Genomic DNA, 19,680 nt, shown 5'->3' with positions numbered 1-19,680 from the left:
TATCCGTGAGAGAGGGGGAGAGGAAAGGAGCGTCCGCCGTGTGTCCGACCCAGGTCTCCACCGCCGTCGACGACGAGGCGCGCATCCGTGTGCTGATCATCCGCTGGGCACAGTCCGTGCACCGGGGTGACATCGACGGGGTGCTCGCGCGGCACGCCGAGGCACTGTCGATGTTCAACGTCGCCCCGCCGTACGAGGGGATCTGCTCCCGCGCCGCGTACCGCGTCATCTGGCCGCCCCTGTTCGCCTGGCAGGCGCTCGGCGCCCGCTTCGACATCGAGACGCTGGAGGTGACGGCCGGCACGGACGTCGCGTACGCGCACGCGCTGGTGCGCTGCGGGACGGAGCGGGAGCTGGCCGAGCGGCCCAAGCTGCGGCTGCGGCTGACGTTCGGGCTGGTCAAGGAACAGGGGGAGTGGGTGATCGCCCACGAACACCATTCGTTCCCGCACGACTGAGGGCAGGGGTGAGCGTACGGCCGGGGTCCGCCGCCTGGGGGAACCGGAGACGCCGGATCGCGTCGCGGAGGGTTACGTTGGCGAGGCCCCCAGTGACAGTCGTCGACCGTGGAGAGAGGCAGCGCGCATGACTTCCGAGCCGTGTGCCGCGGTCGCCGCTCCCGTACGGCGCCGGGTCCCCTGGCCCCTGCTGGGCTCGTTCGCCGTCCTGCTGGGCGTGGTCTGGCTGGCCCGCCGGCACTGGTCGGTGGTCTCCGACGGGGCCGGCCGCCTCGCCGTCGCGGACCAGGGCTGGCTGCTGTGCGGCGCGTTCGCGACCGTGGGTACGTGGGGGTGCGCGGCGCTCGCCCAGCAGGGCGCCGTACCGCCGAGCCTGCCGCGCGGGAAGCTGGTCGCCGCGCAGTTCGCCGCGTCCGCCGCCAACCACCTCCTGCCCGCCGGGCTCGGCGCGAGCGCGGTCAACCTGCGGTTCCTGATGCGCTGCGGCCTGTCCGCGACGCGCTCCGCGACGGCCCTCGGGGTGAAGGCGACCGCGTCCTGCGTCGCCCGCGTCACGCTGATCGCGATGCTCGCGCCGCTGGCGCCCGGTGTCCTTCAGGTCCCCGAGGCGCCGGCGGGGGTCGTCGTGGCCGTCGTCGGCGTGGTGGTGCTGCTTCCGGGGCTGCTGCTGTGGGCGCGGTGCCGGCGGGCGCTGTCGGCGGTCGTGGCCGATATCCGGGCCGTCCATGCGCGGCCGTGCCGGGCGGCGGCTCTGTGGGGCGGGTCCTTCGCGTTCGCCGTGCTGCACGCGTGCGTGCTGATCGCGGTTACTCGTGCGATCGGGCTCGCGCTCTCGCCGGTCCATGTCGCGCTGCTGTATCTCGCCGCGAGCAGTGCCGCCGCGCTGTTGCCGACGCCGGGTGGGATCGGGTCGCTGGACGCGGTGCTGGCGTTGTCGCTGGCCGCGACGGGGGCGCCGGCTGTGGCGGCTGCGTCCGCTGTGCTGGGGTACCGGTTGCTGACGGTGTGGCTGCCGCTGGTGCCGGGGCTGGTGGTGCTGGTGGCGCTGATCAGACGCCGGGCGCTGTAGAGCGGCGGGCGTTGTAGGGCGCTGGGCGCTGTAGGGCTGCGGGCTCGGTAAAACCCTTGGTCAAGCCATGGTGAAGATCTGTCACGGGCTTTACTGCACATGATGTGCAACTAGGAGAGCATGGCGGGTGCTCGACCTCCGCGACGAAAGGCACCACCCCCATGACGATGACCCGGCAGGAATGGACCCGCCTCGCCGGAATGGCCGCGTTCATCCTCGCCCTGCACGTCGTGGGCTGGTTCACGCTCGTCGCGATCGTCGCCCCGCACCACTACAGCATCGGCGAGAAGACCTTCGGCATCGGCATCGGCGTCACCGCCTACACGCTCGGCATGCGCCACGCCTTCGACGCCGACCACATCGCCGCGATCGACAACACGACCCGCAAACTGATGGGCGAGGGCCAGCGCCCGCTCTCCGTCGGCTTCTGGTTCTCCCTCGGCCACTCCAGCGTCGTCTTCGCCCTCGCGCTCCTGCTCTCCTTCGGCGTCAAGACCCTCGCGGGCCCCCTGCGCGACGACAACTCCGGCCTCCACGACGTCACCAGCCTGATCGGTACGGCCGTCTCGGGCACGTTCCTCTACGTCATCGCCATCCTCAACCTCGTCATCCTCGCCGGGATCTGGAAGGTGTTCCGGCGGATGCGCACGGGGGAGTTCGACGAGGCGGAGCTGGAGGAGCACCTCAACAACCGGGGCTTCATGAACCGCCTCCTGGGCCGGGTCATGAACTCCATCACCAAGCCCTGGCAGATGTACCCGCTGGGCCTCCTCTTCGGCCTCGGCTTCGACACGGCCACGGAGGTGGCCCTCCTGGTCCTCGCCGGCTCCGGCGCGGCCTCGGGCCTGCCCTGGTACGCGATCCTCTGCCTCCCCGTCCTCTTCGCCGCCGGCATGTCCCTCCTCGACACCATCGACGGCTCGTTCATGAACTTCGCGTACGGCTGGGCGTTCTCGCAGCCGGTCCGCAAGGTCTACTACAACCTGACGGTGACCGGCCTCTCGGTAGCCGTGGCCCTCCTCATCGGCACGGCCGAACTCCTGGGCCTGGCCGCCGAGAAGCTGAACCTGCACGGCGCGTTCTGGGACTGGGTGTCGGGCCTCGACCTCAACACCCTCGGATTCGTGGTGACGGGCATGTTCGTCGCGGCGTGGGGACTCGCACTGATCGTGTGGAAGGTGGGACGGATCGAGGAGAAGTGGGGGGTGCGGCCTCGGCAGGAACTCGCGGAGGCGGAGCCTCGGCCGGGAGCCGCCGGGGCGAAGCTCTAGCCGCGCACGCGGCCGACACCCCTCGGCGCGACGCGGACGCGGGTGCCGTCAGCCTTTCGCCAGGTCCTTGCGGTAGCGGGTGATCTGTCGGGACGGATCTCCCGTACAGGTCCAGGGAGCCGGTGTGGCGCGGCGGCCCATGAGGTCGAGGAGGATGCCGGCGATCTCCGCCTCGCCGGCCCGGCAGGCCGCGTGGGCCAGGTGGTTGAGATCGCGGAGTTCGGCGGGGGAGACGGGGAGGTGGCCGGGGCGGGGGGACAGCCAGCGGTCCCAGGTACGGCGTACGTCGCTGATCGCGCCGTCGTTCGTCCAGTGCTGGGCGATGCCGACGGCGGTCGGGCGGTCGCGGGTGAGGTCCAGGGTGTGCCGGTACTCCTCGACCCGCGCGTACTGCACCAGCACCGGCAGCGGACACCCCGGTGGGGAGACCCCGGCGGCGTCGCGGGCGAAGTCGTACATCAGGCCGTGCGTGCCGTGCCAGCGGGCCGAGTAGTAGTGCAGCACCTGGAGGTGGCCCTCCATGCTGTACGGGTCCCGGTGGTGCAACTCGTCCCACCAGCGGGCGAGTTCCTGCCGCCGTACGCCCGCCGGGTACAGTCGCGCGACCGAGATCAGCGACACCCACGGCGTCGGGTCCACCGGGTACGCCTCGGTCGCCGCCAGGCACGCCGACACCGCCGCGTCCATCCGCCGGGGGTCGATCGGCGTACCCCGGCCCGCCTCGATCGCCAGGTTGAACGCCCGCGTCGTCTCCGTCGCCGCGCGCAGCACCAGCGCGTCCGGGTCACGCGGCTCGGCCGCCAGCCACGACTCCACGGTGGACCCGCCCGCACACACCTCCGCCAGCCGCCGCACCCGATGCCCCCGCGCCGCCCAGTCCGGCCCCGTCGCCCGCAGCAACTCCCGCAGCCCGTGCCATCTCCCGATCACCAGATCCGGCCGCGTCACGGTCAGCGCCTCGTCCCCGCAGTCGGGATCGAAGTCGAGCGAGAAACGATCACGCACCATGGGACCTGCCTCGGGTCGTGGCTCGGGGAGTGTCAGGGGATGGGGGCGGAGGGGCTGAAGGGGGGCGGGACGGAGGTTCGGCGGGCGGTGTTTGGCTGAGGGCGATGGTCCGGGCGGTTGGAGGGGTGGGGGCGGCGATCCGGTGGGTGGGCCTGGGGGCGTGGCGAGGGCCGGGGGAACGGGCGTGTGGCCCGGGAGGATGGTCGGGGCGTGCGGAGAGGGGCGGGGTGGGCCGAGAGGCTGGAGGGGACGGGGGTGATGGTCAGGGCGGCTTACGGGGCGAGGCAGCGGTCCCGGCGGGTGGAGCCGGAGCCGGGGGAGGAGCCGAGGGCGGGGTCTGGGGTGGGCGGTAGGGAAGCCGGCGTGTGGCCGGGGCCGGGCGGTTGTGGTGCGGGGCATCGGGTGCTGGGGCGGGGAAGCCGGCGTATGGCCGGGACCGTGGGCTCGGGGACTGGGTCGACCGGGACCGCCGGGGCGCGTGACCGCCCCGCGCGTCTCCAGGGATCGGCGCGACAGCCTCGTACCCGTCGTAGTCCCCGCCCCGCGTCTCAGAAGTCCGTCGGTACGCCCTCGTACGCGCCTCTTCCCGCCGGTACCGCGTGGGACGTGATCGTGTGGGAGGCGTCCAGGCGGGTGGGGCGGTAGTAGTCGCTGCCCTTGGCGCAGTACCAGAGCAGGGGGATCAGGCCGAGGGCCAGGCCGCCGAGGCCGATCGTGATCGCGGGGGTGCTCAGTGAGCCGAGGGCTTCGGCGAGGATCCAGAACATGAAGAGGGCGCCGCACAGGGGCCAGACCCCGCCGAGGAGGAACATCGCCGGGGAGCGCAGCAGGAGCCTGCGGTAGGCGACGACCGCGGCGAGCCCGGTGAGGCCGTAGTACAGGGCGATCTGGATGCCTATCGCGGAGATCGCGTCCGAGAGGATCTCACCGACGGACCCGAGCGCGTTGGACGCGACGAGCAGCGTGAGCGCGACCGCGCCGACGACGGCGACCGCCACCCACGGAGTGTTCCAGCGCCGGTGCACGCGCCCGAACGCGGCCGGCATCGTACGGTCGCGCCCCATCGCGAACAGCGACCGCGTGACCTGGATGAGCGTGGTCTCCAGCGTCGCGATCGTGGACAGCATCACCGCCACGACCAGCAGCTTCCCGCCCCACCCGGGCCACACGGCCTCCCCGAGCGCGCCCAGCACGTTCGCCGCGTCCCGGTCGATCTCGTCCCGCGTCAGCACCACGTTGACGGCGACCGTGTAGATCTCGAACAGCAGGAACACGACCCCGAGCCCGATCAGCCCGGCGAGCCCGGTGGTCCGGCGGCTGTCGCGCGTCTCCTCGCTGAGGTTGCTCGTGACGTCCCAGCCCCAGTAGTAGAACGCGGCGACCAGCGCCCCCGCCGCGAACCCGCCGACCCCGTCGAACTGCCCGAACCCGAACCAGGCCCAGTCGAAGGCCCGCGCGTTGTCCGCGTGCAGGAACGCCAGCACGACGAAGACCGCGAGGATCGCCAACTCGACCCCGGACATGACGAGTTGGGCCCGCACGGTGAGCCGCGCCCCGCCGAGCACGACCCCCAGCATCAGGAGGAACCAGCCCGCGCCGACGACCGTCGACCAGCCCGTGGAGCCCGCGAGCCCCTCGTCGAACAGGGAGAGCGTCAGCGACCCGGCGGGCAGCGACCCGGCGACCATGAAGAGGGTCGTCGACACCACCAGCGCCCACCCGCTGAGGAACCCGAGGAACGGATGGAGCGTGCGCCCCACCCACGAGTACGCCGCTCCCGCGTTCGCGTCGATGCGGCCCAGGTGCCGGTAGGCGAGCGCGATGCCCGCCATCGGCAGCGCGCAGTACAGCAGGGCCGCCGGACTGGCCAGCCCAACTGCCCCTACCAGTACGGCGGTTGTCGCCGCGATCGAGTACGCGGGAGCGCTGCCCGCGATCGCCATCACCGCCGTGTCGAACGTGCCGAGGACGTTCGCCTGAAGCCCTCGACCACTGCTGTTGCTCATGGTGCGCTGCTTTCCGTCGTGCACACCGCGCGGCGTCGACTGCCCGGCGGCGCGTGGGGGGTGGGGGTGGGGGGTTGAGGGGCGCACCACCGCTCCGTCGGCGGCCGGTCACACCGAGTATGCGAGTGATGATAGTCCCAACGGTTTAGCTTTCAAGATTGACCGTCGGGTAACCTCTACGACCGGTTTTCTCGAACTCCCTTGCGGCGTACGAGGGTTCAGTCGCCGATCCGGTCCAGCTGACGCAGCCGGTTCGTCGCGTCCAGCGCCGCGACCTTGTAGGACTCGGCCAGCGTCGGGTAGTTGAAGACCGCGTCCACCAGGTAGTCGACGGTGCCCCCGCATCCCATCACCGACTGGCCGATGTGGATGAGTTCCGTCGCCCCGCTCCCGAAGCAGTGCACCCCGAGGAGCTTGCGGTCCACCGGCGACACCAGCAGCTTCAGCATCCCGTGCGCGTCCCCGATGATCTGACCCCGCGCCAGCTCCCGGTACCGGGCCACCCCGACCTCGAACGGCACGCACTCCTCGGTGAGTTGATCCTCCGTACGGCCGACGAAGCTGATCTCCGGGATCGTGTAGATGCCGATCGGCTGGAGCGCGTCCATCCGGCCCACCGGCTCCCCGAACGCGTGGTACGCCGCCGCCCGGCCCTGCTCCATCGCCGTCGCCGCGAGCGCCGGGTAGCCGATCACGTCGCCCACCGCGTAGATGTGCGGGACCTGCGTACGGTAGTGCTCGTCCACCGCGATCCGGCCCCGCGAGTCCGCCGTCAACCCCGCGTTCTCCAGGGCGAGTTCGTCCGTCAGGCCCTGCCTGCCCGCCGAGTACATCACCGCGTCCGCCGGGATCTTCTTGCCGCTCTCCAGCACCGTCAGCGCACTGTGCTGGTGCCGCTCCACCGCCGCGACCGTCTCCCCGAACCGGAACGTCACGGCCAGGTCCCGCAGGTGGTACTTGAGCGCCTCGACGATCTCCACGTCGCACATGTCCAGCATCGCCGGGCGGCGTTCGACGACGGTCACCTTGCTGCCGAGCGCCGCGAACATGCTCGCGTACTCCATGCCGATCACGCCCGCGCCGACGATCACCATCGACCTCGGTACGCGTTCGATCGTCAGCACGTTGTCCGAGTCGAGGATCGTCCGGCCGTCGAACTCCACGGTCGCCGGGCGCGCGGGGCGGGTGCCGGTCGCGATGACGACGTGCTCCGCCGTCAACACCCGCTCGTGGCCGGTGACTTCGGTCAGGGCGACGGTGTGCGGGTCCAGGAAGCGGCCGGTTCCCGCGAACAACGGGACCTGGTTGCGGGACAGTTGGCTGCGGATGACCTCCATCTCGCGGTTCACGACATGCTGCGTGCGGGCGGTGAGGTCGGCGACGGTGATGTTCTCCTTCAGGCGGTAGCTCTGGCCGTACAGGTCCCGTTGGGTGAGACCGGTCAGGTACAGCACCGCCTCGCGCAGGGTCTTCGACGGGATGGTGCCGGTGTGCAGCGAGACACCGCCGACCATGTCGCCTCGGTCGACGACGGCGACTTCGCGGCCGAGTTTGGCCGCGGCGATGGCGGCTTTCTGGCCGCCGGGACCGGATCCGAGCACGAGCATGTCGAAATCGGGCACGGTCGGAGTGTGGCAGGGGGTGAGGGTTTCCGGAAGGGTGCGTCGGTGCCGGGCGTCTAGGGGAGCAGCTTCTCGATCGCCGCGTCTCCCTCCGCCGCCAGTTTGCGTTCGGCCCAGGCGAGGTTCTCGGGGGTGAGGTCGCGGCCGGCGGCGAGGACGATGTCCTCGGCGGTCACCTCGGTCCCCGTACGGGTGTGGAGCAGGGCGTCGGGGGTGACACGGTCCTCGGAGGGGCTCGTCATGGGAGGGACTCCTCTGGTGCGGTGGGGGTTGAGGGCCGGGGTCGGTCGGTGCGGTGGATCGGTGCGGTCGGTGGCGTTCGGCGTTGGTCGGCATTGGGCGGCGTTGGTCGGCTTCGATCGGTGTCGACAAATCCACTATCGCCACGCATCGCGCGGCTCGCATGTGCGCGTGCCCGCGGAGATCGCCGGGAAACTCCCTGGACGCCCCCGAGACGGCTGTCATATCGTCCGACCGCACGCCCGAGACGAACGGAAGGAGGCGAGTGCCATGCAGTCCACCACGACCCCGCGCTCCCTCTCCGCCGCCGTCGCGTGCCACGTCTGACCTGCCCGGGAGCGCACCGTATCGCCGCTACCCGGAGGAATCCGTGACCGACCTGGTCATCCGCGCGCTCGACGAGAGCGACGTCCACCTGTTCGACACCCTGCCCGACCCGCTGCGCGCCGCCGAGGCCCTGGGTCATGTCACCCACCGCCCCGACTGGAAGCGCGTCGCCCTGCGCGACGGCCGCGTCGTGGCCCGCGCCGCCTGGTGGGGCGGCCCCGACGACGCCGAACCCATCACCTCGGAGTGGCTCGACTTCGCCGACGGCGAGGAAGAGGCCGGCGTGGAGCTGCTGCGTACGGCCCCCTGGCAGGTCGGCCTGGAGCTGAACCTCCCCGGCGGCTGGCGCGCCGACCCCGCTACGAAGGCCGCCGCCGAGGCCCGTATCGACGTGGCCCGGCGCGCCGGACAGCGCCTCCTCGCCGAGCGCTACATCTACCGCTGGACCCCCGAACGCGGCCTCCCCGACCGCCCCGCCCGACTCACCTTCGGCCCCGAACCCGACGACGCCGTCTTCTTCGACGCGCTGCGCCGTATCCACTCGGTCACCCTCGACGCGCACGCGCGCAAGGCCATCGAGGAGGGCGGCCTCGACCGGGCCGCGCAGGAGGAGATCGACTTCTTCCGCTGGTGCCCGTCGCCGCGCGAGTGGTGGCAGGTCGCGCGTACGCCCGAGGGGGAGCCGGCCGGCATCCACATCCCGGCCCACAACCCGGGCGGGCCCTGCATCGGGTTCATCGGCGTCGTCCCGGAGCAGCGCGGGCACGGGTACGCGTACGACCTGCTCGCCGAGTGCACGCACTACCTCGCCGAACGGGGTGCGCGGTTCATCGCCGCGGCGACCGACCGGGGGAACTTTCCGATGGCCGCGCACTTCACGAAGGCCGGGTATCCCGTGGTGCGGGAGCGGGTGAACTTCGTCTACGGGGGTGTTGTCAGTGGGGGGTGACAAGCTGGGGTAAGACGGACTGAGAGGCGGGAGAGGGCATGGGGTTCGACGGCGAGATCTGGCGGGTGCGGTGCGGGGGCGAGGAGGTCGGTACGGTCACGATCGACGACGCCGACTTCCCGTGGCTCTCGGGCCGCTTCACGCCCGGCCCGGCGTACGCGGCCGTCGAACCCCTGTTCACCCGCGAGCTGGCGCTGCTGAACGAGGGGTGGACCGAGGAGTGGGAGTCCGCGTACGACGCGATCACGAGCCGCGTCTCGCTGTCCTCTCCGGACGGGCCCGTACCGGAGTTCCTGCTGCATATCGAGGGGGAGCGGGCGTGGTTCCGGTGGAGCGACGAACCGTTCGAGAAGGAGTGACGGGCGTCACATCCGGGGCTGTCACACTCGCGCTCTCCCCGCTGTCTAAGTGGTGTACCCAGCGGAACGGAACAGGGAGAACACGATGGAAGCCCGCCTCAACCTCTTCGGCAGCCAGCTCTTCGGCAAGGTCCTCCGGCACGTCAACTCGGCCGGCAAGGCCGTCTCGGACTCCACCCTCCCGGCGGCCACCCAGGAACTGGTGAAGATCCGAGCCAGCCAGATCAACGGCTGCGGCTTCTGCACGGACATGCACACGAAAGACGCCACCGCCGCCGGCGAGGAGGCGACCCGCCTCAACCTGATCGCCGCCTGGCGCGAGGCCACGGTCTTCACCGACGCGGAACGCGCGGCGCTGGCCCTGACCGAGGAGGGCACCCGCATCGCCGACGCGGCCGGCGGCGTCTCGGACGAGACGTGGCAGAACGCGGCGAAGCACTACGACGAGGAGCAGTTGGCGGCACTGGTGTCCTTGATCGCGATCATCAACGCGTACAACAGGGCCAACGTGATCATCCGCCAGCCGGCGGGCGACTACCAGCCGGGAATGTTCGGCTGACGGAAGACTGCGTCTGGAAGTCGGGCCGCCCCCTTCACCCGGGGCGCCCGAAGCCGGACGGGCCCCGAACCGGAACTCCGACGGCCGGGACGGGGCGCGGGCCGGTATCTGACGTACGGCTATCGCCGCACGGACGCGCTCAGCCCCCGCGCCGCAGCCGCCTCCCGGCTTGCTGCGGCCCTCTGATGGGCGAGCCTTGGCGGGCGGACCGAAATCCTCACGCGCGGGGCGCGGCTCGACAAGAAGCGCAGCGCCCTTCTAGGGGCGCGTGGTCTGTATCTGATGTGCGGCTGCCGCCGCGCGGGCGCGACCAGCCACAACGAAGCCGCACCCGCCACACAACCCCAAGCGGCATGCAGCAGCCGCGTTTACTCCCCCGCCCCCAAAACCCCCTCCGCCGCCTCCAGAATCTCCGTCACCCGCAGAGCGAACCCCGCATCACAAGGGTGCGGCCGGCCAGAGGCAACCGCCTCCAGCAACGCGTCGGCCGCCCCACTCAGCGCACTCACCGCATCACTCACCCCGTCCGGCAGAACAACCACCCCCGCCTCACCGCGAAGCTCCACCGCGTTCCCCGCAGCCGCGGCCGGAGCCGTAAGGCTCAACGTCACCGTGCTGGACGCCCCACCCGCATGGTCGAAGACGAGATGCACCGTGTCCCCAGGACCGTGCACAGCCGCCCCCACCTTCGTCACATCCCCCAACACCGGCAGCAGCACGGACAGGGCATGCGGCCCCACATCCCACAACGCCCCCTTCTCCCGCCGCCAGGGCGACTCCGCGAAGGGACTGCCGGGCGACGCGAACACGGACCCCAACCACTCGGCCCGCCCGGTGAACCACCCATCAGCGGCGCCCTGTTCACGGATCCAGGAGGAGATCACGGGATCGAACCGAGCCGTGAAGAACACGACGGACGAGACCCCGTTCTCCCGAGCGGCCTCGACCAGCCGACGCCCGTCGAGCGAGGACAGGGCGAGCGGCTTGTCCAGCAGCAGATGCCGCCCGGCGAGAGCCGCCCGCGTGGCCAACGCGACCTGGACATCCGGCGGCAGAGCAACGGCGACGGCGTCCACATCGGAGATGAGCGCGTCGACCTCGTCGTACGCCCGCACCCCGTACTCCCCGGCGATCTCCTTCGCGGCCTCCCCCCGCCGCCCCCACACCCCGACGAATTCGAGGGAGGGATGCCCCGAGAGGGCGGGAGCGTAGGCGATCCGGGCCCACGGCCCCGTACCGAGCAGTCCGATGCGCATGACGCCACTTTCCCCACGCCCGGGGCGTACACGCAAGCCTTCCCGGAGCCGATCTCACCGGCCGGACACCGCCCACGGACCCTCCGATCCCTGATGTACTTCTGCCGACCGGCAGAAAGCGCTTGCTGCCGGTCGACAGTCGAAGGCATCCACAAGGGATCCGGAGGACAACCGCCCATGGCGTCGTCGTACGAGCGACCGCTCGACCACCGCTACCGGGACGAGCACCCCGTCCGCACACTCGCCTACCTCTTGCGCGCCGACCGCCGCGAACTCCTCGTGGCCGTCGCCGTGTTCACCGTGAAGCACAGCCCCGTCTGGCTGCTTCCGCTGATCACCGCGTCGATCATCGACACCGTCGTCCAGCACAGCGGGATCGGCCGCCTGTGGACGAGCACCGGCGTGATCATGTTCATCCTGCTGGTCAACTACCCCCTGCACCTGCTGTACGTCAGGCTCCTGTACGGCAGCGTGCGCCGCATGGGTACGACCCTGCGCTCGGCGCTGTGCACCCGCATGCAGCAACTCTCCATCGGCTACCACTCCCGTGTCAGCGCGGGCGTGCTCCAGGCGAAGGTCGTCCGGGACGTCGAGTCGGTCGAGCAGATGGTGCAGCAGACCGCCGACCAGGGCCTCGGCGCGGTCACCGTCCTGGCCGGCGGCCTGATCATCATCGCCGTCCGCACGCCGGAGTTCCTGCCGGTGTTCCTCGTCGTCGTCCCGGCCGCCGCGTTCGTCGTCGCCCGCCTCAGGGAGCGGCTGCGCAGCCACAACGAGGACTTCCGGCACGAGGTGGAGGCCCTGTCGTCCCGCGTCACCGAGATGACCCGCCTCATCCCGGTGACCCGCGCGCACGGCCTGGAGCGCAAGGCGCTGCGCCGCATGGACGGCACGCTGAGCCGCCTCCTCGACTCGGGCCTCAGGCTCGACCTCGTCAACGGCCGCTTCGGCTCGCTGGCCTGGGTCGTCCTCAACGTCGTCGGCGTGCTGGTCCTGGCGGGCGCCGCGCTCGTCTCGTACTACGGCACCTGGGGCGTGACCGCCGGTGACGTCGTCATGCTCAGCGCCTTCCTGACCACGCTCACGGGCTGCGTCACCACCCTCACGGGCCTCGCGCCGCTCGTCACGAAGGGCCTGGAGTCGGTCCGCTCGATCGGCGAGGTCCTCCAGGCGCCGGAGACGGAGGACAACGACGGCAAGACCGAAATCACGTCCGTCCGGGGCTCGGTGACGTTCCGTCAGGTCGACCACGCGTACGACACCGGCCGGGCCGCCGTCCGAGACTTCACCCTCGACGTCGCGCCCGGCGAGACGGTCGCCCTCGTCGGCGCGTCCGGCGCGGGCAAGTCCACCGTCCTCAACCTGGTCATCGGCTTCATCCGGCCGACCTCGGGCCAACTCCTCCTGGACGGCGCCGACATGAGCACCCTGGACCTGCGCACGTACCGGCGCTTCGTCTCCGTCGTCCCCCAGGAGTCCATCCTCTTCGACGGCACGATCCGCGAGAACGTCGCGTACGGCATGGAGGACGAGGCCGACGAGGCGTCGGTCCGGGCGGCACTCCGCGACGCCAACGCCCTTGAATTCGTGGACATGTTGCCCCAGGGCCTGGACACCCTGGTGGGCGAACGAGGCGCCCGCCTCTCCGGCGGCCAACGCCAACGCCTCGCGATAGCGCGGGCGTTGATCCGCGACCCGAAGGTCCTGGTCCTCGACGAAGCGACCTCGGCCCTGGACACCCGCTCCGAGGCCCTGGTCCAACAGGCCCTGGCCCGCCTCCTCCAGGGCCGCACCACCTTCGTCGTCGCCCACCGCCTCTCCACGGTCCGCGGTGCCGACAGAATCGTGGTCATGGACGACGGCCGCATCCGGGAAGTGGGCACCCATGACGAACTCCTGCGCAGGGGCGGGGCGTACACGGCGCTGCACGCCGGACAGGTGGCGTGAGATGGGTGTGTTCGTCAGCGTCCGGGGCTGGCTGGAGTGCGACGACCGGCAGCTCGCGGCCGTCCACGCCATCGTCCGCGCCGCCGACGAGGGCTTCTACAGCGGCGGCTGGAGCTTCCCGGCCCCCGTCAACTGGACCCGCTACGCCTTCTTCGGCGCCGACCTGCGCGCCGGCGAAACACCGTGGCTGCTCGACCAGTTGAGACAGATCGCCGCGCTCCCCGCCTCCGACGCGGACGGCGACCTGGTCACCGGCTTCTTCCTCGCGACCCACGAGGTGGAGGGCGCGAGCCAGTGGCAGATCCGGGACGGGGACCTGCACAGTACGCCGGCGCCCGAGACCTTGCGCTACCTCGACGTCTAGACCGACCGGCCCCGCGACGCCGCCCTCCATGTGCCGGTCGGTCTAAGGTCGATGGCAGACGCAACAGTGTCCTGAAGAGGGGGGATGCGCATGGCCGTCGACGTGTGGCACGAGTACGTCGCACGTGAACTGGGGCCCGTGCTCGCGGTGTTGGTCGCGCGGGCCGGGAAGCCGGGGCAGGAGCCCGTGCCGGGGGCGTTGGAGTGGACCCTGCCGTGGGGGATGGACGACGGGAACGGGCTCGTTCGGGTCACCGTGTTCACCGAGATCGTGCCGGAGAGCTTTGAGCGGCGGGTCCGGGTCGTCGTGGCCGCCGCCGCGAAGGAGTTCCTGGAGGACGGAGGGAAGCTGGCGCTGCCCCGGTACGCCGACTGGGGTGCCGAGTACACGCGTTCGCGCAGCGAGACCGACGCGGACAGCGTGCGTCAAGTCCCGCCGCCGGACGGCCCGTTGACCCGGGGCATGGCCGAGCACCTGTGCCGCGCGCTCGGCGGACTCCCGGACACGCTCAGTGAGGAACCCGGCGGAGAGACGGGCTTCTCGGTGGCACCGGCCGAGCACGCCTGACGGCACCTGGTCCGGCCCGGAGATCTACCGGGCCGGACTCGGCCGGGACGAGGGCATTACAGGACGCGGCACAGAGCCGAACCGTTCCCTCCGCATCACGCACGGCACCGCCCTGAACCGCCCCCTCCACTTGCTGAATCGTTTCCTCTTCAACGGCCGCCCGGGGAAACCCCTAAGGAACCACCGAATCGCTCCCGTCGCACGACTCCCGTTCCCCCGCCCCCGGCGCCGCCAGCCACTCCGCGATCGTGCGGGCGATCGGCTGCCCCGTCTCCACCTCGACGAACCCGAACTGCCCCGACTGGTTGCACTCCAGGAACCACCAGGTCCCGTCCGAGTCCTCGGCGAAGTCGAAGGCGCCGTAAGCGAGTTCGGCCGCCCGGAGATACGCGAGCACCCCTTCGGCGACCCGGGGCGGCACCTCGGCCGGCACCCAGGGCATCGCCGGGGACGCGAACCGGACGTCGATCTCGTCGGGATCGGCGTCGACGGCGACCTCTTTGCGCGCGGCCAGCATCCGCTCACCGACGACGGTGAGCCGGACGTCAGCCCGCTTGGGAACCCGGCGTTGCAGCAGCGTCGGCCCGAACGCCACCGCCGAGAAGTCCGCGTCCGGCGCGACCCTGCTCGTCGGCACCGCGCGCGGCGGCTCCTGCGGATGCGCCCCGGACACCGGTTTGACCACGAGATCCGGGAACCGCTCCGCGAACTCCCGCGCGGCCTGCGGGAACGTCGTGATCAGCGTGGCCGGCACCGCCAGCCCGCTCTGCTGCGCGACCCGCAGCTGCCACGGCTTGTGCCGGGCCCGGCGGGCGGCGTCCGGATGGTTCATCCAGCGCGCGCCCGTCGAGCGCAGCATCCCGTACAGCGCCTGCGAGGACTCCTCCGTCAGCCACGTGGACGGCTCCGCGCCCCGCGACGCGGGCACGCCGGGCCGCCGTACCCACACCGACCGCAGCCCGTCCATGCTCAACAGGCGTCCGGCGGACCAGAGATGGCCGCGGAAGCCGCCGCGCACGTACTCGCCGGAGAGCGCGACCCCGCCCGTCAGGTCGGCGGGGTCGAGCCGGACCACCGGCACCCCGGTCGCGTTGAGGTGCACGACGACCATGTCCGCCGTCACGTCCTCCTCGCAGGTGAGGATGAGAACGGTCATCTCAGTCGTCGAAGTGCGTCTTGGAACCCGCCGTCGATGTCGTCGTACCGAGTTCCCTGAGCAGAGTGAGGTCCGCCGCGGCGATCCTCCCGTCCGAGGTGACGTTCAACTGCATTCCTGGGTCGTAGGCGTACGGAGTCGTGGTCTCCGGCTCCGCCGCAGGGCGTGCGTAGTTGAGCGCGAACGGTTGCATCGTCTCTCCTCTTCCGTGCTGCGCCGACCGAGCCGTCGTCTGCCGCGTCGTCGCGTCGCCCGGTGATTCCCTTGGGCTTCCATTGACTTATACGAATCGAACGGGTGATTGGTTTCCTTACGCTGCGTGATCGCGGCGCGCTCGGCGCCCAGCTCTGGAGACCATGCGGGGGGACGAAAAGGTTGATCCGGTTCAGACGAGGTCTTTGGACGAGGTGCGGAGGGAACGGAGCGCGAGGAGCAGCACCCCGATGTCGTCCAGGTACACCGGGTCGGGCAACAGGTCGGTCGGCAGCACGAAGTAGAGGACCGCGCCCCAGAAGATCCAGCGGGGCCCGGTCGGCAGCCCGGCCCGCCGCAGCTCCCGCCGCGTCCGCACGAGCCGTACGGCCACGGCGACGGCGGCGGCGAGCACGAGGGCCGCGAGGAGAGCGGCGACGACGATCACCGTCGTGGTCGTGTCCACGTGTCCCCTCCCGGGGGTCCGAGGGTGCCGCACGGCGCGGCTCCTACTTTTCGGAGTACCCGCACAAGACGTTCGTATCGCCTCGCAGGTTCCCGGACGGACGGGTTTGGAGAGGCTTGGCTCACTCCACCGGCTCACCCGAGTGGCGCGAAGCCGTACGGGTGTCCCTAATGAGCAGGGTAGCCGCGTGCCGCACTTGGGGGCGCAGAAGTGGCCGCACCCATTTCATGGAGACAGCATGACCACCCGTTCTCCGTCCATCCGTCCGAACCCGACCGCCATACCCGGGGGAGAAGCGCACCCCGCCGCCTCCGTACCCCCCGACACCCCTCCGCCCGGCACCGCCGTGGACGGCCTGGTCCGCGCGGCAGTCGCCGACCGGCCGCTGGAGGAACTGGCCGAACTCATCACCCTCCTGGAGCAGTCGCCCGCCTCGGCCCGGGCCGCCTCCGACGCACTGCGCGCCGCCGGGGTGGACCGCTCCGTCGAGGACGTCACCCGCCTCGTCACCCTCCTCACCCGCCCGCCCCGCTCCGCCGAGGGCGCCGACGAGATCATCCGCGCGGCGGCCGAACGCCGGCCCGTCGAGGACGTCACCCACCTGATGGCGCTCCTGCACCGCACCCCCCTCGAACCCCACTGCGAGGAGGAGGCCCTGCGCACCGCCGCGATCCGCCGCCCCGTGGAGGAACTCGCCGAGCTGATCGACAGCTTGAGCGAGGCGGAGCGGGCGGCGCGCACAGCCCCGGACCGCACGGTCGTCGGCACGGCACCCCCACCGGACCACGCCCCCACGACCGACTCCGGCGTCCGCCCGGGCTCCGACTCCGGCACCGGCTCCGGGTCCGGCTCTCGCTTCCGCCCCGGTTCCCGCCCGGGCTCCGGCGACGGCTCCGGCGGACGGTGGTCCTCGCCGGCCGGGGAAACCGGCCCCGCACACCGGGCGCACCGGCCTGAGGCCCCCGCCCCCGAGGAGGCCGCACCCCGCCGCCCCCGCCGCTGGAAGCGCGGAAGCACGGACCCGGCGCCCGAAGGGGGCGCGCACGCCGGTGCACGTGCCAAACCGGCGCGCGGGATGGCCGTACACGGCGAGCTGCCGCGCGCGGTGCCCGTGGGCAGTTCCCGTACGGGGACGGCGTACGACGACGAGGAGACCGCACGCCTCACCACGGCCGCGCGCCGACGGGCCCCCGACCGTGCCACCCGCAGGGCGGGCCGCCTCACGGCGCTCCTGCTCCTCGGAACGGGCGCGGCGACCCTCCCCCTCCACCGCGACGGCGAGTCCCCCCAGATCTACGGCCTGGTCCTGGGCGCGGCCCTGGCCTGCACGATCCTGGGAGTACTCCTGACGATCCGCCCGGCGGTCCCGGTCCTGGCCCTGACCCTCCTGGTCCCCGCAGCCCTGGCAGCCGGCCAGTTGCTGCACGGACGGATGGGCCCGGCCTCCCTCACCAGAGCGATGGACCTGACGGCGGCCCCGGGCTGGCTGGCGGGAGGCTTGGCAGCGTGCGCGGCACTGGCGTCACTGACGACGCTACTGCTGGCGGCGCAGCCGACGCAGGGAAGGTGACGGATAGTTGATGGAATGTGGCTCGCACTGAAAAACCGGTGCGAGCCACGTTCTTTAGGGGCGCGGGGCTGTGTCGATTTGCGGCTACCGCCGCGTGGGCGCGACAAGCCACAACGAAGCCGCACCCGCCGAACAGCCTCAATCACCCGGTTTCTTAGGCAGCTTGAACCGCTCGAACGTCCGCGTGATCTGCTGAAACGGCGACCCCGCGGGACGCGCCGGCGTCGGCGTGGGCTCCGACACGCTGTCCACCACCCCCGCCGACTCCCGGAACACCTCCAACGCCTCGTGCGCCCGCTCGGCCGCCTCCCGGTACAGATCACGGGACTTGGTCATCGCGTCCAGCGCGTCCGCGTACATCGCGACAAGCTGCCGCTCCCGGTCCAACTCCTCCCGCAGCGTGAGGAGATGCCAGTCCTCCCGCAGGGCCGTGAGCAACGCGTCCGCCTCGTCGGGAAGTCGCTGGGGAACGGTCGTGAACCGGGTGATGGCCTCGACGAGTTCGGAGGGCTCGGACCCGTCGAGGAAGACCGTACGGACGGCGAAGTCCGAGGGGTCGACGTCACCGTGGGGAAGGATCACCGCGCCGCCACGGGGAAGTTCGGCCCGCGACTCCTTCAACGCCCAGTTGACCGCACGGAGTTGCTGAGGCGAGGCACGGTGCTCGACGACCCGGTCGCGCAGCCCCTCCGTGAGGAACCGGCTCAGCGGCAGCCGCCCCCGCGCGTCCGGCGTCATGGCCTCGTGGACGACGACGTGGATGGACCAGTCGTCGCGCATCGCGCTCCTCAGGACGCGCCGCAGACCCTTGTCGTCGGAGGGCAGCGCGTTGGCCTCCCGGAACCGCAGCCCGGCGACCTGGGAGTGGTCCCACTGCCCGTCGATCTCCCAGGGCTCCTCGGACCAGAACCGGGTCGCGGGGGAGGGCCAGCGCCGGTTCCAGGGCTCCTCGGCCTCGGCGACGAGCGCCCACGGACGGGCCGCGCCCCGCTCGGCCTCCTCGGCGATCTCCAGCCGGGCCCGGACGGTCACCTCCTCGGCCACCGTCCACCGGGCCTCGAAGACGAGCCGCCCCGGGGGCCGCGCATCCTCGCCCAGCTCCAGGAAGCCGACGATCTCCTCGGTCTCCTTGAGCCGCTGAAGATACCCGCGCACCACCTCCCCCGGCGCGGAACCGGTGTGCAGCCCCCGGGTCAGCCACACGGTGGACGGGGTGGACGGATGGGCGGCGCTGGAGCTCGACATGGGTCCATCTGATAAGCGGAGAACGGGCACGGACGTCCCAGTATCGTCGCTCACCCCCACATCTGATCAAGAGGGGGCCACACACCCCGTACGGGCGACACACCCGGGGCACACACTCCGCACCCCACACGACCCCCGCACACCCGTACCCCCACCCCCTTCGCCCCGACGACAATCATCAGGGCGGACAGGGCCGGCCCGTCATCCGCGTCGGGGCGGGCCCTGTCCGCACGGGAACCCGCGCACGCCCCCTCAGCCCCTCCTCCCCTCACCCCCCGTCCGTCCCCGCCGCCGGCGAGGCACGGCCTCCGCCAGCTCCCCGCCCTCGCGCGCGGGCGCGCTGAACCCGCCCGGCACGGCACGGGAGGACTGGGCCGGGGGAGCCTCCGCCGGAGCGGCCGAAGTGACCGGTGCGGGAGCCGGGGGCGCATCGCCCCCCTGCCGGGCGCGCGGAGCGGCCCGCGCGACGACCCGTGTGTGGGACATCAGCGGCGCGCAGGCGGAGCAGACCTCCATGAGGGTCCAGACCTGCCCGACGGCGGGGTCGTGGCGCAGGACCAGGACGACGGCCCCCGCGCAGGAGGCGCGCGTGCCTTCGTGGGCCGCGCACTTCAGCTGGCGGCAGCCGCACGCGGCATCGGGCCGGACGGTCGCCGCGCGCGCGTGTGCGGCGGCGTGCGCTTCCGCGAAGCGGCGCAGGGCCGCGACATCGCGGGAACGTGCCAGCATCGGGCAGTTGGAGGAGCAGGTGACGGAGGCGGTCCGGTCGCGGCGCCCCGTCACGCGGATCGTCCACGACCGTCCCGGGCGACGAGTTGATGGTGCGTCAGGGTACGCGAGTGCCAAGGCCATGTGTCCTTTTGTTGTCGAGAGTGCTGCGCGAAGGTGCGCACAGGGAGAACTACCCGGGTCGAGGGCGGTTCACAGCATGCCGAAGCCTTCTCCTTGCGACGGGGACGCGCGGCCCGGCGGCGCGCCCGTGTCCGCGCGATCGGTGTTCCGACGTGCGAAATATATCGGCAGCCGATATATTCGGTTCCATGGGAACG

Annotated in this window: 20 protein-coding genes; 10 read left to right on the top strand and 10 right to left on the bottom strand. The window is 71.7% G+C overall.

Going from position 1 to position 19,680, the window contains the following annotated elements:
• The first annotated feature begins 38 nt into the window (after positions 1–38).
• From ACQCO7_RS03400 to nicT, 3 genes are all read left to right on the top strand, one after another.
• A complete protein-coding gene (locus ACQCO7_RS03400) occupies positions 39–458 on the top strand; it encodes a YybH family protein (protein WP_464070378.1) in 420 nt (139 codons plus the stop codon).
• A 127-nt stretch (positions 459–585) separates the two neighbouring features.
• Complete coding sequence (locus ACQCO7_RS03395) at positions 586–1,527, top strand: lysylphosphatidylglycerol synthase domain-containing protein (protein WP_464070377.1); 942 nt, start codon at positions 586–588, stop codon at positions 1,525–1,527.
• A 161-nt stretch (positions 1,528–1,688) separates the two neighbouring features.
• Positions 1,689–2,798 carry a Nickel transporter NicT gene (gene nicT / locus ACQCO7_RS03390; protein WP_464070376.1) on the top strand — a complete coding sequence of 370 codons (1,110 nt, stop codon included), beginning with the start codon at positions 1,689–1,691 and terminating at the stop codon, positions 2,796–2,798.
• Positions 2,799–2,846: 48 nt separating this feature from the next.
• On the opposite strand, the gene ACQCO7_RS03385 is transcribed toward nicT, so the two are convergent.
• From ACQCO7_RS03385 to ACQCO7_RS03370, 4 genes are all read right to left on the bottom strand, one after another.
• Positions 2,847–3,806, bottom strand: a complete 960-nt coding sequence (locus ACQCO7_RS03385) for a KH domain-containing protein (RefSeq protein WP_464070375.1) — start codon at positions 3,804–3,806, stop codon at positions 2,847–2,849.
• A 548-nt stretch (positions 3,807–4,354) separates the two neighbouring features.
• Positions 4,355–5,812 carry an APC family permease gene (locus ACQCO7_RS03380; RefSeq protein WP_464070374.1) on the bottom strand — a complete coding sequence of 486 codons (1,458 nt, stop codon included), beginning with the start codon at positions 5,810–5,812 and terminating at the stop codon, positions 4,355–4,357.
• 218 nt (positions 5,813–6,030) lie between these two features.
• Positions 6,031–7,434: a Si-specific NAD(P)(+) transhydrogenase gene (sthA, locus tag ACQCO7_RS03375; protein ID WP_464070373.1), complete on the bottom strand. Its 1,404-nt coding sequence runs from the start codon at positions 7,432–7,434 to the stop codon at positions 6,031–6,033.
• A 56-nt stretch (positions 7,435–7,490) separates the two neighbouring features.
• Positions 7,491–7,676, bottom strand: a complete 186-nt coding sequence (locus tag ACQCO7_RS03370; protein WP_409112148.1) for a hypothetical protein — start codon at positions 7,674–7,676, stop codon at positions 7,491–7,493.
• Positions 7,677–8,044: 368 nt separating this feature from the next.
• Between ACQCO7_RS03370 and ACQCO7_RS03365 the strand changes: the two genes are divergently transcribed.
• The 3 genes from ACQCO7_RS03365 to ACQCO7_RS03355 all read left to right on the top strand — a co-directional run bounded on the left by ACQCO7_RS03365 (position 8,045) and on the right by ACQCO7_RS03355 (position 9,868).
• Positions 8,045–8,950 (top strand): GNAT family N-acetyltransferase, encoded by a 906-nt coding sequence (locus ACQCO7_RS03365; RefSeq protein WP_464070372.1) that lies wholly within the window; start codon positions 8,045–8,047, stop codon positions 8,948–8,950.
• Between the two features lie 38 nt (positions 8,951–8,988).
• Positions 8,989–9,309, top strand: coding sequence for a hypothetical protein (locus ACQCO7_RS03360; protein ID WP_464070371.1), 321 nt, complete (start codon positions 8,989–8,991; stop codon positions 9,307–9,309).
• A gap of 85 nt (positions 9,310–9,394) precedes the next feature.
• On the top strand, positions 9,395–9,868 hold the full coding sequence (locus ACQCO7_RS03355) for a carboxymuconolactone decarboxylase family protein (protein WP_409112145.1): 474 nt from the start codon (positions 9,395–9,397) through the stop codon (positions 9,866–9,868).
• A gap of 368 nt (positions 9,869–10,236) precedes the next feature.
• Here ACQCO7_RS03355 and ACQCO7_RS03350 read toward each other — a convergent pair whose 3' ends face one another.
• On the bottom strand, positions 10,237–11,124 hold the full coding sequence (locus tag ACQCO7_RS03350; RefSeq protein WP_464070370.1) for a Gfo/Idh/MocA family protein: 888 nt from the start codon (positions 11,122–11,124) through the stop codon (positions 10,237–10,239).
• A 177-nt stretch (positions 11,125–11,301) separates the two neighbouring features.
• On the opposite strand from ACQCO7_RS03350, the gene ACQCO7_RS03345 reads away from it, so the two are divergent.
• The 3 genes from ACQCO7_RS03345 (at position 11,302) to ACQCO7_RS03335 (ending at position 14,002) form a co-directional block, all read left to right on the top strand.
• A complete protein-coding gene (locus tag ACQCO7_RS03345) occupies positions 11,302–13,071 on the top strand; it encodes an ABC transporter ATP-binding protein (protein WP_464070369.1) in 1,770 nt (589 codons plus the stop codon).
• 1 nt (position 13,072) lies between these two features.
• Complete coding sequence (locus ACQCO7_RS03340; protein ID WP_464070368.1) at positions 13,073–13,435, top strand: hypothetical protein; 363 nt, start codon at positions 13,073–13,075, stop codon at positions 13,433–13,435.
• A 90-nt stretch (positions 13,436–13,525) separates the two neighbouring features.
• Positions 13,526–14,002 (top strand): hypothetical protein, encoded by a 477-nt coding sequence (locus ACQCO7_RS03335; RefSeq protein WP_464070367.1) that lies wholly within the window; start codon positions 13,526–13,528, stop codon positions 14,000–14,002.
• A 172-nt stretch (positions 14,003–14,174) separates the two neighbouring features.
• On the opposite strand, the gene tgmB is transcribed toward ACQCO7_RS03335, so the two are convergent.
• The 3 genes from tgmB to ACQCO7_RS03320 all read right to left on the bottom strand — a co-directional run bounded on the left by tgmB (position 14,175) and on the right by ACQCO7_RS03320 (position 15,816).
• Entirely contained in the window at positions 14,175–15,158 is a 984-nt protein-coding gene (gene tgmB / locus ACQCO7_RS03330; protein ID WP_464070366.1) for an ATP-grasp ribosomal peptide maturase, read from the bottom strand.
• 1 nt (position 15,159) lies between these two features.
• Positions 15,160–15,351, bottom strand: a complete 192-nt coding sequence (gene tgmA, locus ACQCO7_RS03325) for a putative ATP-grasp-modified RiPP (RefSeq protein WP_050371602.1) — start codon at positions 15,349–15,351, stop codon at positions 15,160–15,162.
• A 192-nt stretch (positions 15,352–15,543) separates the two neighbouring features.
• Positions 15,544–15,816, bottom strand: a complete 273-nt coding sequence (locus ACQCO7_RS03320; protein WP_010357856.1) for a YkvA family protein — start codon at positions 15,814–15,816, stop codon at positions 15,544–15,546.
• A 238-nt stretch (positions 15,817–16,054) separates the two neighbouring features.
• Between ACQCO7_RS03320 and ACQCO7_RS03315 the strand changes: the two genes are divergently transcribed.
• Entirely contained in the window at positions 16,055–17,386 is a 1,332-nt protein-coding gene (locus ACQCO7_RS03315; RefSeq protein ID WP_464070365.1) for a hypothetical protein, read from the top strand.
• A gap of 138 nt (positions 17,387–17,524) precedes the next feature.
• Here the strand turns inward: ACQCO7_RS03315 and ACQCO7_RS03310 are convergent, their stop codons facing one another.
• Positions 17,525–18,631, bottom strand: a complete 1,107-nt coding sequence (locus tag ACQCO7_RS03310; protein WP_464070364.1) for a hypothetical protein — start codon at positions 18,629–18,631, stop codon at positions 17,525–17,527.
• Positions 18,632–18,883: 252 nt separating this feature from the next.
• Entirely contained in the window at positions 18,884–19,414 is a 531-nt protein-coding gene (locus ACQCO7_RS03305) for a hypothetical protein (RefSeq protein ID WP_464070363.1), read from the bottom strand.
• Positions 19,415–19,680 lie beyond the last annotated feature (266 nt).

This window comes from Streptomyces saintjeani, from assembly GCF_055409605.1.
Note: the sequence above shows the minus strand (reverse complement) of the source record. Positions and strands in the feature narration are given on the sequence as shown.